Origin of the sequence: Streptomyces sp. NBC_00377, assembly GCF_036075115.1 — a bacterium.
Taxonomy (GTDB): Bacteria; Actinomycetota; Actinomycetes; order Streptomycetales; family Streptomycetaceae; genus Streptomyces.
This window is the reverse complement of sequence record NZ_CP107958.1, coordinates 7396491-7409475: the sequence shown is the minus strand read 5'-3', so window position 1 is coordinate 7409475 and position 12985 is coordinate 7396491. Positions and strand designations below refer to the sequence as shown.

12 protein-coding genes are annotated in these 12985 nt (G+C 71.6%); 5 read left to right on the top strand and 7 right to left on the bottom strand.

All coding sequences use genetic code 11. The annotated features are described in order from the left end of the window. Window positions 1-11: 11 nt before the first annotated feature. Entirely contained in the window at window positions 12-992 is a 981-nt protein-coding gene (locus OHS71_RS32900) for an NADPH:quinone reductase (RefSeq protein ID WP_328482958.1), read from the top strand. A 161-nt stretch (window positions 993-1153) separates the two neighbouring features. Here the strand turns inward: OHS71_RS32900 and OHS71_RS32895 are convergent, their stop codons facing one another. Then, a complete protein-coding gene (locus OHS71_RS32895; protein WP_328482957.1) occupies window positions 1154-3652 on the bottom strand; it encodes an alpha-L-arabinofuranosidase C-terminal domain-containing protein in 2499 nt (832 codons plus the stop codon). Window positions 3653-3811: 159 nt separating this feature from the next. On the opposite strand from OHS71_RS32895, the gene OHS71_RS32890 reads away from it, so the two are divergent. Then, on the top strand, window positions 3812-4255 hold the full coding sequence (locus tag OHS71_RS32890) for a DUF6314 family protein (protein WP_328482956.1): 444 nt from the start codon (window positions 3812-3814) through the stop codon (window positions 4253-4255). Here OHS71_RS32890 and OHS71_RS32885 read toward each other — a convergent pair. The 3 genes from OHS71_RS32885 to OHS71_RS32875 form a co-directional block, all read right to left on the bottom strand. Beyond that, window positions 4237-4830 (bottom strand): histidine phosphatase family protein, encoded by a 594-nt coding sequence (locus OHS71_RS32885; RefSeq protein WP_328482955.1) that lies wholly within the window; start codon window positions 4828-4830, stop codon window positions 4237-4239. The two genes, OHS71_RS32890 and OHS71_RS32885, sit on opposite strands and share 19 nt — an antisense overlap. A gap of 117 nt (window positions 4831-4947) precedes the next feature. Further along, window positions 4948-5409, bottom strand: a complete 462-nt coding sequence (locus OHS71_RS32880; RefSeq protein WP_443047113.1) for a GNAT family N-acetyltransferase — start codon at window positions 5407-5409, stop codon at window positions 4948-4950. A 27-nt stretch (window positions 5410-5436) separates the two neighbouring features. Beyond that, on the bottom strand, window positions 5437-6921 hold the full coding sequence (locus OHS71_RS32875) for an aminotransferase-like domain-containing protein (RefSeq protein WP_328482954.1): 1485 nt from the start codon (window positions 6919-6921) through the stop codon (window positions 5437-5439). On the opposite strand from OHS71_RS32875, the gene OHS71_RS32870 reads away from it, so the two are divergent. Beyond that, a complete protein-coding gene (locus tag OHS71_RS32870; protein ID WP_328482953.1) occupies window positions 6920-7846 on the top strand; it encodes a DMT family transporter in 927 nt (308 codons plus the stop codon). The two genes, OHS71_RS32875 and OHS71_RS32870, sit on opposite strands and share 2 nt — an antisense overlap. 50 nt (window positions 7847-7896) lie before the next feature. Further along, a complete protein-coding gene (locus OHS71_RS32865; RefSeq protein ID WP_328482952.1) occupies window positions 7897-8097 on the top strand; it encodes a DUF1918 domain-containing protein in 201 nt (66 codons plus the stop codon). 7 nt (window positions 8098-8104) lie between these two features. Here OHS71_RS32865 and OHS71_RS32860 read toward each other — a convergent pair whose 3' ends face one another. Further along, window positions 8105-9325, bottom strand: coding sequence for a glycoside hydrolase family 10 protein (locus tag OHS71_RS32860; protein ID WP_328482951.1), 1221 nt, complete (start codon window positions 9323-9325; stop codon window positions 8105-8107). Between the two features lie 180 nt (window positions 9326-9505). On the opposite strand from OHS71_RS32860, the gene OHS71_RS32855 reads away from it, so the two are divergent. Beyond that, window positions 9506-10378 (top strand): 3-hydroxybutyryl-CoA dehydrogenase, encoded by an 873-nt coding sequence (locus OHS71_RS32855; protein WP_328482950.1) that lies wholly within the window; start codon window positions 9506-9508, stop codon window positions 10376-10378. Between the two features lie 154 nt (window positions 10379-10532). Here OHS71_RS32855 and OHS71_RS32850 read toward each other — a convergent pair whose 3' ends face one another. Together OHS71_RS32850 and OHS71_RS32845 are read right to left on the bottom strand one after the other, a co-directional pair. After that, complete coding sequence (locus OHS71_RS32850) at window positions 10533-11069, bottom strand: NUDIX hydrolase (protein WP_328482949.1); 537 nt, start codon at window positions 11067-11069, stop codon at window positions 10533-10535. Between the two features lie 193 nt (window positions 11070-11262). Continuing rightward, window positions 11263-12603 carry a transcriptional regulator gene (locus OHS71_RS32845; protein WP_328482948.1) on the bottom strand — a complete coding sequence of 447 codons (1341 nt, stop codon included), beginning with the start codon at window positions 12601-12603 and terminating at the stop codon, window positions 11263-11265. Window positions 12604-12985: the final 382 nt, after the last annotated feature.

Sequence of the window (12985 nt, the reverse complement as noted above, 5' to 3'; positions counted from 1 at the left end):
GAGGTACCCCCATGCTTGCTTCCTGGTACGACGACCAGGGACCCGCCGCCGATGTCCTGCACGTCGGTGAACTCCCTGATCCCGTCCCCGGCCCCGGCGAGGTCCGCGTCCGCGTCACCGTCTCGGGCGTCAACCCCGGCGACACCAAGAAACGGCGCGGCTGGCTCGGCTCGTCCATGCCCTTCCCGCGGGTGATCCCGCACAGCGACGCCGCCGGAGTCATCGACGCGGTGGGCGCCGAAGTCGACGTCCACCGCGTCGGACAGCGGGTCTGGGTATACGGCGCCCAGTCCTACCGCCCCTTCGGCACAGCCGCCCAGTACACCGTCGTACCTGACCACCAAGCCGCACCTCTGCCAGATCATCTGAGTGACGAGCTGGGGGCGAGCCTCGGCATCCCCGGCATCACCGCCCACCGCACCGTCTTCGCCGACGGCCCGGTCGACGGCCAACTGGTCCTGGTCCACGGAGTTCTCGGCGGCGTCGGCTCCCTGGCCGCCCAGCTCGCCCACTGGGCCGGCGCGACCGTGATCGCGACCGTCCGCCGAACCGCGGACCTCAGCCGCGTCGACGCGGCCCTCGTCTCCCACGCCGTCGCCCTGGATACCGGCGACCCCGCCGCCGCCATCCGCTCGTACGCGCCGCGGGGCGTCGACCGGATCATCGAGGTCGCGCTGTCCGACAACGCCGGTCTCGACAACGCCGTCGCCGCCAACAACGCCGTCATCGCCGCCTACGCCACCCGCGCGGACCGCACCGAGATCCCCTTCTGGCCCTTGCTGTTCAACAACGTCACCCTGCGGCTGCTCGGCAGCGACGACTTCCCTGCCGAAACCAAGCGTCAGGCAGCCCGCGACCTCACCTCCGCAGCCGCCGTCGGCGCCCTCACCGTCGACGTCCGCGACCGATACCCGCTGGACGACATCGTCAAGGCCCACGACCACGTCGACGCCGGCGGTGGCCACGGCCGCATCCTGCTCACCATCCCGTAGAAACGACCCGGTTCGCTGTCAACGCGGTTGCGCACCGGCATGGCGCCACAGACACCAGCCTCATGTCCCACATCGCAATGGTCGTCGGCGACAACAGCGGTGACGGGACCACCGGTCAGCGGGCGGGCGTGAGCGGGGCCGCCCACGCCCGTCGCGAGCCGTTATCGCTGCCTGATCCGCAGGAAGGTGATCGAGTTCGCCGGGAAGGTGTAGGTGAACCGGCCGGCGACTCCGGTGAAGGTGGAGGTCACGGGCGCGACCGCGGTCCCGGTCTCCGTGTTGACCGCGTCCGGCGCGGCGGCCAGCGTGGTCACCTTCGCCCGGGACGCGACCCTGGCGCCGCCGAGGTCGATCGCCGTACGGGCGTCCGAGGACTGGGCGTTGACGACCTTGACGATCAGATCGCCGGTCTTGCGATCCTCGGTGACCACCTGGCGGAACGGCTCGGCCGGCTTGTCGTCGGTGAAGCTGCCCCACTCCTGGCCGTCGAGGTAGAGGGTGACCTGGCGGCCACGGATCTTGACGTCGATGTCGTAGGTGCGGCCCGTCTCGACGGAGCCGGCCTTGGAGATCAGCGTCGACTTGCCGCCGTCCACGGCCTGCTCGACGGCGGACTGGGTGTTGTTCCAGCCGCCCAGGTTCCACCAGTAGTAGTTGCCGGTGTCCTTGACTCCGAAGGCGACCAGGAAGCCCTCCTTGCCGGACTTCTTGGTGGCCTTCACCCGCAGGTCGTAGTCGTGCCAGGCGGTGTCACCGGCCGAGACCATGGTGTTCTCGGCGGCGGTGTCGGTCTGCACGTACTGCCCTTCCTGGAGTGACCAGCTGCCGCCACCCGTGTGCGTCCACTGCGAGGCGTCGCCGGAGAAGTCGTCGCCCAGCAGCGTGCCGCCGTCGGCGCCGGTCACCGTCACGTCGTCGTAGGCCGCGCTGGTGGCCCAGGTCGACAGGCCGACGGCTCCGGTGACAGGGCCCTGGAGGGACGGCGTTCCGGTGGCCGCCGAGGGCACCACCCGGTCGCCGACATTGGTCATGAACAGCTTCTGGACCTCGTAGTTGGCCGAGTTCCAGGAGGCGTGGTTGTTGAACCACACCAGGTCCGGGCGCCACTGCACATAGTCCTCGTTCGCGAACAGCGGCGCGTAGGAGGCGAGTTTCACGACGTCGGCGTTGCGCTCCAGGCCGGTCATGTAGGCCGCTTCGGCGAGACCGTTCTTGAAGGCGTTGCCCTGGGAGGCGTACTCGCCGAGGAAGACCTTGGGGCCGCCCCGGTCGTAGGAGTCGTAGCGGTCGTTGTTCTGGAGGAACCACTGCGGGCTGTTGTAGTAGTGCTCGTCGACCATCGCGACGTCCGCGTCCCGGTTGAGCTGCCAGGCCGTGTCGAAGGTCGGACCCGAGTCGTCAGGACCGGAGTTGGAGATGACGGTGACGTCCGGATACTTCGCCTCGATCGCGGCGCGGAACTGCTCGAAGCGGGCGAAGAACTCGGCGGGCAGGTTCTCCTCGTTGCCGACCTCGAGGTGCGTGAGGCGGAAGGGTGCGGGGTGGCCCATCTGGGCGCGCTTCCTGCCCCACGTCGACGTGACGGGGCCGTTGGCGAACTCGATGAGGTCCAGGGTGTCCTGGATGTGCCGCTTGAGGAGCGCGTCGTCGACGACGGCCCTGTTCTGGCCGCAGCCGGTCACCAGGGCCGGCACGACGGGCAGCGGCATCGCGCCGACGTCCTCGGCGAAGCGGAAGTACTCGTAGTAGCCGAGGCCGTAACTCTGGTTGTAGCCCCAGAAGTTGGAGTTGACGGCCCGTTCCTCGACGGGGCCGACGGTGTCCTTCCACTGGTAGGAGCGGGCGCGCTGCCAGCCGGAGGCCTCGCTGTAGTCCTGCATCGAGCCGGTGTTCACCAGACAGCCGCCGGGGAAGCGCACGAAGCCCGGGTGCAGGGCGGCGATCTTCTCGGCGAGGTCCTTGCGCAGCCCGTTGGGCTCGTGCCGGTAGGTGTCACGGGGGAACAGCGACAGCATGTCGAGGGCGGCCCCGGCCGGGGAGGCGACCGTCAGTCGGCCGTCACTGCTGGTGCGGGCCGCCGTGAAGGTCGCGCGGTACCGCGCCCAGCCTCCCTTGCGCACGGTGACCTGGCGGGCGGTGGCCAGGGAGCCACCGGCGTCCTGGAGGCTCACCGTGAGGGCGCTGCCGCCCTCCGCGCGGGCCCACACCGAGAAGTCGTACTTCTTGCCCTGCTCGACCCTGATCCCGGTGTTGTAACCGGAGTTCGTCACGGACGACCCCGCACCCAGGGAGAGGTAGGTGCGGTTGCGGTCGTTGAGACGGCCGGCGTCGTCCAGGACCCGTGCGGTGCCGTCGACCGCCCAGGAGGTCAGCGGGGTGTACGACCTGTTGTCGACGGTGGAGTACTCGAAGGACCGGTTCTGCACGAGTTCGGCGTACAGTCCGCCGTCGGCCGCCCGGTTGATGTCCTCGAAGAAGACGCCGTACATCGTGTCGTCGATCTTCGCGCCCTTGGCGGTGGGATCGACGGTGACGGCGTAGTCGGTCACGGCCTCGGCGTGCGCCGGGGCGGGGACGAGGCCCGCGGCCGTCAGCAGGGCGGTGGCGCAGAGGCCGATTCTCCAGCGCGTGCGGGTGGTGCCGGTGGTGCTGCGTGACATGGATAACTCCGCGGCTCAGTGATGCGAGTTGTATGTCAGTGGACTATCGAATGTTCGATATACAGAACGGCGATCAGCACTTCGAACGGCAAGATAGGGAGGAGGCCGGGACGCGTCAATGGGGCCCACGGCGACGGATGTGACGAGGGGCGGCACCCGATGAGCGAGTTCCGGCCAGTACCGGACGTGCTGGCGTACCTGGCGGGGAGCTGGCGAGTGGAGCGGTCGGTGCGGGACCTGGGCAGCGCCGAGGAGGGCCGCTTCAAGGGCGTGACAGTGTTCAGCCCGCTGGACGAGGGCGGCCTGCTGCACCGGGAGTCCGGCACGTTCGTCTGGCTCGGCGTCCCCCGGCCCGCCGAGCGCACCCTGCGCTTCCTGCCCGGGCCGACGCCCGGCACCGCGGACGTACGGTTCGCCGACGGCCGCCCCTTCCACGACCTGAGCCTGACGACCGGGCGGCACGTGGCCGACCATCCCTGCTCCGCGGATCTCTACCGGGGAGAGTTCACCGTCCGGGACCCGGACCACTGGCGGACGGTCTGGCGGGTGGCGGGCCCCGCCAAGAACCTGCTGCTCACCACCGACTACGCACGGGTGGGCTGAGCCGAGGCCCCTTCGAGGCGGAGGTTCCAGCGGCCGGCCCGGCCCGTGACGGTGGTCGTCGACAGCGGGCGGACGTCGATGTTCCAGTACGTCGCGGGCGGCGCCTTCAGCGCGTACACCAGGGCCGCACGGATCACGCTCGGCTCGGCGACGGCGACGATCCGGCCGCCGTCGCCCACCGGGCGGGTGTCGAGCCAGCCGGCGACCCGGGTGATGAACGCGAACAGCGACTCCCCACCGTGCGGGGTGGCGAGCGGATCGGACAGCCAGGCGTCCACGGCTTCCGGTTCGCGGGCCATCGCCTCGCCCAGCGTGAGACCGCGCCAGCGGCCCATGTCACAGTCCCGCAGAGCGAGCTGCACCAGCGGGGCGTAGCCGAGCGCGTCCCCGGTGGCACGGCTGCGCGGGGTGGGCGAGCAGTAGCGCAGCTCGGCGGCCGCGAGGGGCAGCAGGGCGTCGGCCACCTGCAACACCTCACCCCAGCCTTCCTGGTCCAGCGGCCGGTCGTCCTCGAAGCGTTCCGCGAGCAGCGCGGAGCTGCGAGCGGCGGCGACGAACGTGACCCTTAGTGGCATGCGGTGATGGTGAGCCGCACTCCTGGGCAGGTCAAGGGGTGTCGGGCCACGGCCGGAAGAAAACCTACCGGCGGGTCGGGATCTGCCGGACAAGTCCCCAGATAACCAGCTCCCCGCTCACACCGACCGGGCCTTCGCGAAGATGAGCGCCATCCACTGGTCCGGCTTCTCCAGTGCCTCGAAGCCGACCTGCTCGTAGACGCCGTGCGCGTCGTGCGTGGCGAGCAGGATGCGACGCAGCCGGTAGGGCCGCAGGTGGTCGCGGACGGCGGCGACGAGAGCGGTCCCGACGCCCTTGCCGCGTGCGGACCGGTCCACGTACACATCGCACAGCCATGCGAAGTCCGCGAGGTCGGTCACGACCCGCGCGTAGGCGACCTGCTCGCCCGAGGCCGTGTCGTAGACGCCGAAGTTCAGCGAACCGGCGATCGCCCGTTCCTGCTTCTCCCGCTCGCGTCCGACCGCCCAGTACGCGTCCGTGGAGAGCCAGTGGTGGACCCGGTCGACGTCGATCCGGGCGGTGTCGGCGGAGATCTCGTAGCCCTCGGCGAGGGGTGGGGTGGCGTCGATGGCGTTCATGGCCGGATCCTCACAAGACCTCCCTCGTCATGTCGAACGGTTTGCGGGGAACACCTCGTCGCACGCGGACCGCAGCCGGCGCACCCCCTCCGCGATCTCCTCCGTCCCGCCGACGGCCGCGAAGCTCAACCGCACATGGGCGGCGGGCGGTTCGGCGCTGAAGTAGGGGCGGCCCGGGGTGAGGGCGACGCCCGCGCGCAGGGCCGCGGCCGTGAACGCGCTCTCTCCCCCCGAGCCGAACGACCCGAGGGCGCCCGCGGCGCCGTCGGGCAGCCGCAGCCACAGGTGGTAACCGCCGGACGGGATGTGCGGGAGGGCGAGTTCGGGCAGCCTCAGCCGCAGTGCCGCGGTCATCGCGTCCCGCCGGGCCTTCAACGCGGCTGCGACGGCCCGCAGATGACGGGGCCAGGCGGGCGATCCGACGAGTTCGAGGGCGGCTTCCTGAAGCGGCCGGGGCACGAAGAAGGAGTCGACGACCTGGATGGCGCGCAGGCGTTCCAGCACCGGGCCGCGGGCGGCCAGGGCGCTGACCCGGAAGCTCGGCGAGGTCGCCTTGGTCAGCGAGCCGACGTGCACGACGACGCCGTCGGGGTCGTCGGCGACGAGCGGGCGGGGCAGCTGTCCGGCGTCCTCGTGCGCGAGCCGCCGCACGAAGTCGTCCTCGATCACGAACGCGCCCGCCTCCCGCGCGATGCGCAGCACCTGCGCGCGACGGTCCGCCGCGAGCACCGCGCCGGTCGGGTTCTGGAACAGCGGCTGGCAGACGAAGACCCGGGCGCCGGTCGCCCGGAACGCGTCGGCGAGCAGCTCGGGCCTGACCCCGTCCGGGTCGACGGGGACCGGTACCGGTCGCAGCCCCGCCGCCCGGGCGATCGCGAGCATGCCCGGGTAGGTGGGCGACTCGACGAGGACGGGTGCGCCGGGCGGGGCGAGGGCACGCAGGGCGGTGGTGAGGGAGGCCTGACCGCCTCCGCCGACCAGCACCTCGGCCGCGGTGAGGGAGCCGCCGATGGCCCGCGCGAACCACTCGCGCAGCTCGGGCAGGCCCTCCATGGGCGGCCGGCCCCACGCTCCGGGCCGCCGCCCGGCCCGGGCCAGGGCCGCGGCCATCGCCCGCTCAGGCTGCAAGGAGGGGTGCAGATACCCGCCGTTGAACTCGATCACACCGGGGGGCGGGGCCGCCAGCGAGACGGTGACGCCGGCCGCGTCCACCGAGCGCGGGACGAGGTCGGCGGCGCCGTCCGCGCTCAGTGCGACCTCCTGCCAGGAGGTGTCGCCGACGGGGGCGGCCGCGGCGGACGAGGGCCGGGCCCGGAAGGCGCCCGCACCGGGCCGGGTGACCACCAGCCCCTCGGCGGCGAGCTGCGCCAGCGCCCGGGAGACGGTCACGGGGCTCACCCGGAACCGTTCGACCAGGGTTCGGCTCGACGGAAGCTTTCCACCCGGAGAGTAGCGGTCGAACTCCCGCCGCAGCTGATCTGCCAGCTCACTCACGCTGCTACGCTCTTGCATGAAGACACAGAGTAGCGCTACTGCGCAGCCCGCGATAGCGGTCGGCACCCCGGCCGCCCTCCCGCGGACGGGTGGCCTCGGCACCCTCATGGCCGCCCTGGGTGTCGTGGCCTTCTCCCTCACCTTCCCCGCGACCGCCTGGGGTCTGGAGGGGTTCGGTCCCTGGGCGCTGGTCGCCGTGCGCAGTGTCCTGGCCGCGTTGATCGCGGGTGCGTGCCTGCTCGTCCTGCGTGTTCCGCCGCCCGCCCGGCGGCACTGGGCGGGACTCGCCGTCGTGGCCGCCGGGGTCGTCGTCGGCTTCCCGCTGCTCACCACGCTCGCGCTGCGCACGTCCACCACCGCGCACGCCGCCGTGGTGGTCGGCCTGCTCCCGCTCACGACCGCGCTGCTGTCCGCCCTGCGCATGGGGACCCGCCCCTCCCGCACCTTCTGGGCGGCCGCGCTGGCCGGCGCCGCCGCGGTGGCGGCGTTCACCGTGCAGCAGAGCGGCGGGGCCCTGACCGGCGCCGACCTGTATCTGTTCGGGGCGCTGCTGGTGTGCGCGGCCGGCTACACCGAGGGGGGCCGGCTGGCCCGGGTCATGCCCGGCTGGCAGGTCATCGGCTGGGCCCTGGTGTTCTGCCTGCCGCTCACCGTGCCCGCCGCCGGGCTCGCCCTGGCCCACGAGCCCGTCCAGCTGACCGCGCACAGCGTGGCCGGGCTGCTGTGGGTGGCGGCCGGATCGCAGTTCCTCGGCCTGGTCGTCTGGTACCGGGGTATGGCCGCCATCGGCATTCCCAGGGCCAGCCAGTTGCAGTTGGCGCAGCCCCTGCTCACACTGGTGTGGTCGGTGCTGCTGCTGGGCGAGCACCTCACGCCCGCCGCTCCGCTGACGGCTGCCGCCGTGCTCGTCTGCATCACCGTCACCCAGCGGGCCCGCGGCTAGCCACGACGGAAGGCACCACCGCTCCCGAACCCGGTGAGGAGGCCTCGCAGATGCGCGCAACCACGGGCGACCAGCTTGTCCAGCACGGCAGGGTGGTCGGGCAACACGACAAGGTCGGCGTGATCGTCGAAGTACTCGGCCAGAGAGGGAATCCCCCGTACCGCGTCCGCTTCACGGACGGGCACGTGGGCGTCTGCTCGCCCGGCCCGGACACCGAGATCCGGCACAGGATGGCCGAAGAACAGCGGTAGGAACAGATCAGCGCGGGGGGTCCGCCCGCTGCCGGTAGTGGTCGGCGACCACCCGCGCCATCGCCCCGATCCGGTCCGTCCGCACGTCCTTGGCGGCGAAGAAGACATGCCCGCGCACCTGCGGATGGGCGGCGGCCAGATCGAGGTGGTCCGACAGTTCACCAGGGGCCTGCCAGGCCGCGGACTGCGTCGGATCGCCCGCCCGGTACAGGGCCTCGCCGAGGTAGAGACGGGTGCGGCTGCCCTTCGCCACCCCGGCCCACCAGGGCACGAGTTTGGCGTAGTCGGCCGCCGACAGTCCGATGTTCCAGTAGAGCTGCGGGACGACGTAGTCGATCCAGCCCTTCCGCACCCACTTGCGGCTGTCCGCGTAAATGTCGTCGTACGACTGGAGCGCCCTGGTGTCCGAGCCGCGTGAGTCCGTGGAGGCGTTGCGCCACACCCCGAAGGGGCTGATCCCGAACTGGGTGGCCGGGCGCACGGCCTTGATCCGGGCGGCCGTCTCCAGCACCAGCCTGTCGACGTTGTCGCGCCGCCAGGCGGCCCTGCTGGAGAAGGCGCCGCCGTGCGCGTCGTACGCGGCCTCGTCGTCGAAGGTCAGGCCGGCCACCGGGTACGGATAGAAGTAGTCGTCGAAGTGCACGGCGTCCAGGGGGTACTTCTTGACGGCGTCGAGGATCGCGTCCTGGACGAAGGCGCGGACCTCGGGCAGGCCCGGGTTGTAGTAGAGCTTCCCGCCGAACGGGACCACCCACCGCGGGTGCTTGCGCGCCGGGTGGGAGGCGACGAGCTTCGCGGGGTCGCCGTGGGTCGCGACCCGGTACGGGTTGAACCAGGCGTGCAGTTGCAGTTTTCGCGCATGCGCTTCCTCGACGGCCGTGCCCAGCGGGTCCCAGCCCGGCGACTTCCCCTGGGTGCCGGTGAGCACCTGCGACCAGGGCTCGTACGGGGAGGGCCAGAGCGCGTCGGCCGTGGGCCGCACCTGGAAGATCACCGTGTTGAGCCGCCGGCTCACCGCCAGGTCGAGAAGGCCGATCAGCTCGGCGCGCTGCGCGGCGGCGGTCAGCCCGGGGCGGGAGGGCCAGTCGCGGTTGCCGACGGTCGCCAGCCACATCCCCCGCATCTCCGTCGCCGCCCGCCGCTCCCTCACGGGAGCGGCCGCCGCGCCCGTCGTGGTGAACGCCGACAGCGCTGCCAGCGCGAACGCCCGCCGTGTCAGTCGCCCCATCGCACACATCCCACCTACTCCGCGGATCCGCTCGGTCACGGATCGTTTCGGGGCCCAGCATGCCCCCACCCCGGCGATCGATCATCGATACTTGCTAGTAACGTGCACGATCGGAGCAGGGCGGCCGCAACCCGGCGGATCTGCACCGGCCATCAGAGTCAGCGCGGCGAAAGGGACGATGTGACGGGCACCCCAGCGGGAGATCTCTCACGGGTCGGAGTGGTGGGCTGCGGCCAGATGGGGGCGGGCATCGCGGAGGTCTGCGCCCGCGCCGGTCTTGACGTCAAGGTCGCCGAGACCACCGGCGAGGCCCTGGAGATCGGCCGTACCCGGCTGTTGAACTCCCTGGCCAAGGCCGCCGAACGCGGCAAGATCTCCGAGGAGGAGCGGGACACGGCGCTCGCGCGCCTCAGCTTCACCACCGATCTCGGCGAGTTCGCCGACCGCGACCTGGTGATCGAGGCCGTGGTCGAGAACGAGCAGGTGAAGACCGAGATCTTCCAGGTCCTCGACCAGGTCGTGACCCGCCCGGACGCGATCCTCGCCTCCAACACCTCCTCCATCCCGCTGGTGAAGCTGGCGGTCGCCACCTCGCGGCCCGACCACGTCGTGGGCGTCCACTTCTTCAACCCGGCTCCGGTGCAGCAGCTGGTCGAGCTGATCCCGGCGCTGACCACCTCCGAGGGCACGCTCGGCCGGGCCCAGCTGTTCGCCGAGAAGGTACTGGGCAAGCACGCGATCCGCGCCCAGGACCGGTCCGGCTTCGTGGTCAACGCGCTGCTGATCCCCTACCTGCTCTCCGCGATCCGGATGTTCGAGACGGGCATCGCCAGCCGCGAGGACATCGACAACGGCATGGAGATGGGCTGCGCCCACCCGATGGGCCCGCTGAAGCTGTCCGACCTGATCGGCCTGGACACGGTCGCCTCGGTGGCGCAGAGCATGTACGACGAGTACAAGGAACCGCTGTACGCCGCTCCCCCGCTGCTCCAGCGCATGGTGGACGCGGGCCGGCTGGGCCGCAAGACCGGCTCGGGCTTCTACACGTACTGACGTACTGACACCGGCGGTGTTCCTCTCGGGCCCGGTGCTCCTCGGAGCGCCGGGCCCGAGACGTCCACGCACCGTGTGCGCTCGGGCCGTACCCGCCCGCCCGCACGCTTCTCCCCTCGGCACTCGACGAGCTGCGCACCCCGGCCGGCGCCCGCTAGGCCTTGGGGTTCCTGAGGTGGTGCAGCAGCATCAGCGCGGCCGCCATGTTGGCGGCGGGGACCTCCCCCCGGGCGACCATGCCGGGAACGAGTTCGAGCGCGACCCATTCCCTGCGGTCCGACTCGAAGTCGTCGACCGGGTGTCCGACGTACTCGCCGTCGTGCGACCAGTAGATGTGGTGGACGGCGTCGGTGAGCCCGTTCGACGGCTCCACGCTCATGAGGTGGTGCAACGGCCCCGGCCGCCAGCCGGTCTCCTCCTCGAGTTCTCTGGCGGCCGCGCGCGCGACGTCCTCGCCGTCCTCGACGACGCCCGCCGCGAGCTCCCACCCCCAGCTGTCGGTGATGAAGCGGTGGCGCCACAGCAGGAGCACCTCGTTGTCGTCGTTCACGACCGTCGCCACCGCGACCGGCCTCAGCCGTATGAGGAAGTGGTCGAGGTGCCGGCCGTCCGGCAGCTCCACATCTGCCAGGTTGACGCTGAACCAGCGGTTTTCGTACACAGTTTGCTCGTTCTGTTTCGTCCACTGCACGGTTCTGCCACCTTCCGTCGAGTGAGTGGCAATATCGCAGCAGGAACTATGCAGCGTCCGCGTAGCCGCCGGAGTTGTCGTGCCGGTGTTGTCGTGCCCGTGCCGGTGTTGTTGTGCCCGTGCCATGACCGGCGCCTGTGCCGTTGTGCCGGTGCCCTGGCCGGTGTTCGTGCCCGACACCGCGGCCTGCCGCCTACAGCGGTACGCGCAGTGCCCCGTCGATGAGTTCGGCGGCCTCGGCCGTTCCCGCGCAGCCGCTGCGCGCCAGGTGCTCGCGCACCGCCCGGAGTCTGTCGCGCAGACGCTGGGACTCCATCCCCCGGGCCTGCTCGGCCATCCGGACCGCGGTGACCACCGCCTTGTCGGTGTTGCCCCGGCGCAGTTCGATCGTGCTGAGCATGGCGAGCCGGTGCACGCGCCCCCGGTCGTGCGCCGGCGTGTCTACGGCGGCCGCGGCATGCTCGGCGGCGGCGGTGAGGTCACCGAGACACAGCAGTGCCTCCGCCACCTGGACGTTGACCAGCCCCGGCTGGACATAGCCGGTCTCGTCGGGCTCGTGTCCGCGCCGGATGTGATCGGCGGCCGTCTCGGCACGCCGGATGGACGACAGGGCACTCGTGCCGTCGCCGAGGTGGGCGTACGCCTTCGCCTGCATCGCGTACAGATCGGAGGAGAGGGCGGGCGTGATGTGGCGTCCCGCCGCCCGCAGCGCGGCCTCCGCGAAGGCGACGGCCTGCCGGTACTCCCGCATGAACAGCGACTGGTTGACGAGCAGCGCTATGACGTACGCCCCGAGTCCCCGGTCGCCACTGGCCTTTGCCAGTCTGAGCGCCTGGTGGAAGTAGCGCTGGGCCAGGCCGTGCGCGTCCGAGTCATAAGCGCAGATCCCGGCGACCGCGACCAACCCGCCGGTCGCGCGGTGCAGTTGCCGGCCTCTCTCGTCCGTGTAGCTGCCGCGCAGCAGGGGCGCCGCCTCCGCGTTGAGGAAGCCGACGATCCGGCTGCGGGTCGCGATGCCGCCCGCCTTGCGGTACATCTGCTCGTAGTGGGCGCGGGCGGACCGCAGCATCTCGATGTCGGCCGAGGTGACGGGATGCCGGCCGCCCCGCGAGACGTCGACGTCCTCCGGCGGGTTCTCCCACTCCCACACCGGCATCACGGCCGGCGTGCCGGTGAGGGCGGGCGCTCCGAGGAGGTGCGGGCGCTGCTGCTCGTCGGAGCGCCACAGGGCGGTGGCTCGCTCGACGAAGCCGGAGAGCGAGGTGCCGTGCGGGCTGGACGGCTCGCCCGGCACGCCGAGACCGATGTCGTCGAGGGTGACCGGGCGGTGCAGCCGTACCGCGAGCACCTCGCAGATCAGGTCGGGCACCTGGCCCCGCGGGCGCTGGCCCTTCAGCCACCGGGCCACCGCCGTGTGCTCGTACCGCAGCGCGAGTCCGCGGGTGCGTCCGGCCTGGTTGACGTGGGCGGCGAGGCCCGCGTGCGAGACGCCCGCCTCGTCCAGGATCGCGTCGAGCAGAGAGTTGGGCTGCATTGGGTGCCCCCCCCCGGTACCTCGGTCCCGTAAGACACTAGTGGGTCCGTCTTCACACGGGGTGTGAACGAAGTACGCGCATCCGCAGCGTGCGCGCGCTGTCGCGGAGCGTTTCCGACCGCTTGACTGGAATACCTCGCAAGAGGTTCGCCGGGCCGTCGGCTCCCCCTCATGAACGACGGCCCGGCGGTGTCGCTCCGCGGGTTCAGCCGACTTCGGCTCCGCGGGTTCAGCCGACTGCGGCTCCGCGGGTTCAGCCGACTTCGAGTGCGGGTCCGTGGGGGCTGGTCGCGCAGTTCCCCGCGCCCCCGGGGTGCGGGGGCTTCGCCCCCTGCACCCCGGGCGGCTCCGCCCCCCGACCCACAACCTCAACCCGGATGCA

Excerpts from the sequence above, each read along its gene's own strand:
- OHS71_RS32900 (WP_328482958.1), top strand. The coding sequence starts at position 12 with ATGCTTGCTTCCTGGTACGACGACCAGGGACCCGCCGCCGATGTCCTG.
- OHS71_RS32895 (WP_328482957.1), bottom strand. The coding sequence starts at position 3,652 with ATGTCACGCAGCACCACCGGCACCACCCGCACGCGCTGGAGAATCGGC.
- OHS71_RS32890 (WP_328482956.1), top strand. The coding sequence starts at position 3,812 with ATGAGCGAGTTCCGGCCAGTACCGGACGTGCTGGCGTACCTGGCGGGG.
- OHS71_RS32885 (WP_328482955.1), bottom strand. The coding sequence starts at position 4,830 with ATGCCACTAAGGGTCACGTTCGTCGCCGCCGCTCGCAGCTCCGCGCTG.
- OHS71_RS32880 (WP_443047113.1), bottom strand. The coding sequence starts at position 5,409 with ATGAACGCCATCGACGCCACCCCACCCCTCGCCGAGGGCTACGAGATC.
- OHS71_RS32870 (WP_328482953.1), top strand. The coding sequence starts at position 6,920 with ATGAAGACACAGAGTAGCGCTACTGCGCAGCCCGCGATAGCGGTCGGC.
- OHS71_RS32875 (WP_328482954.1), bottom strand. The coding sequence starts at position 6,921 with ATGCAAGAGCGTAGCAGCGTGAGTGAGCTGGCAGATCAGCTGCGGCGG.
- OHS71_RS32865 (WP_328482952.1), top strand. The coding sequence starts at position 7,897 with ATGCGCGCAACCACGGGCGACCAGCTTGTCCAGCACGGCAGGGTGGTC.
- OHS71_RS32860 (WP_328482951.1), bottom strand. The coding sequence starts at position 9,325 with ATGGGGCGACTGACACGGCGGGCGTTCGCGCTGGCAGCGCTGTCGGCG.
- OHS71_RS32845 (WP_328482948.1), bottom strand. The coding sequence starts at position 12,603 with ATGCAGCCCAACTCTCTGCTCGACGCGATCCTGGACGAGGCGGGCGTC.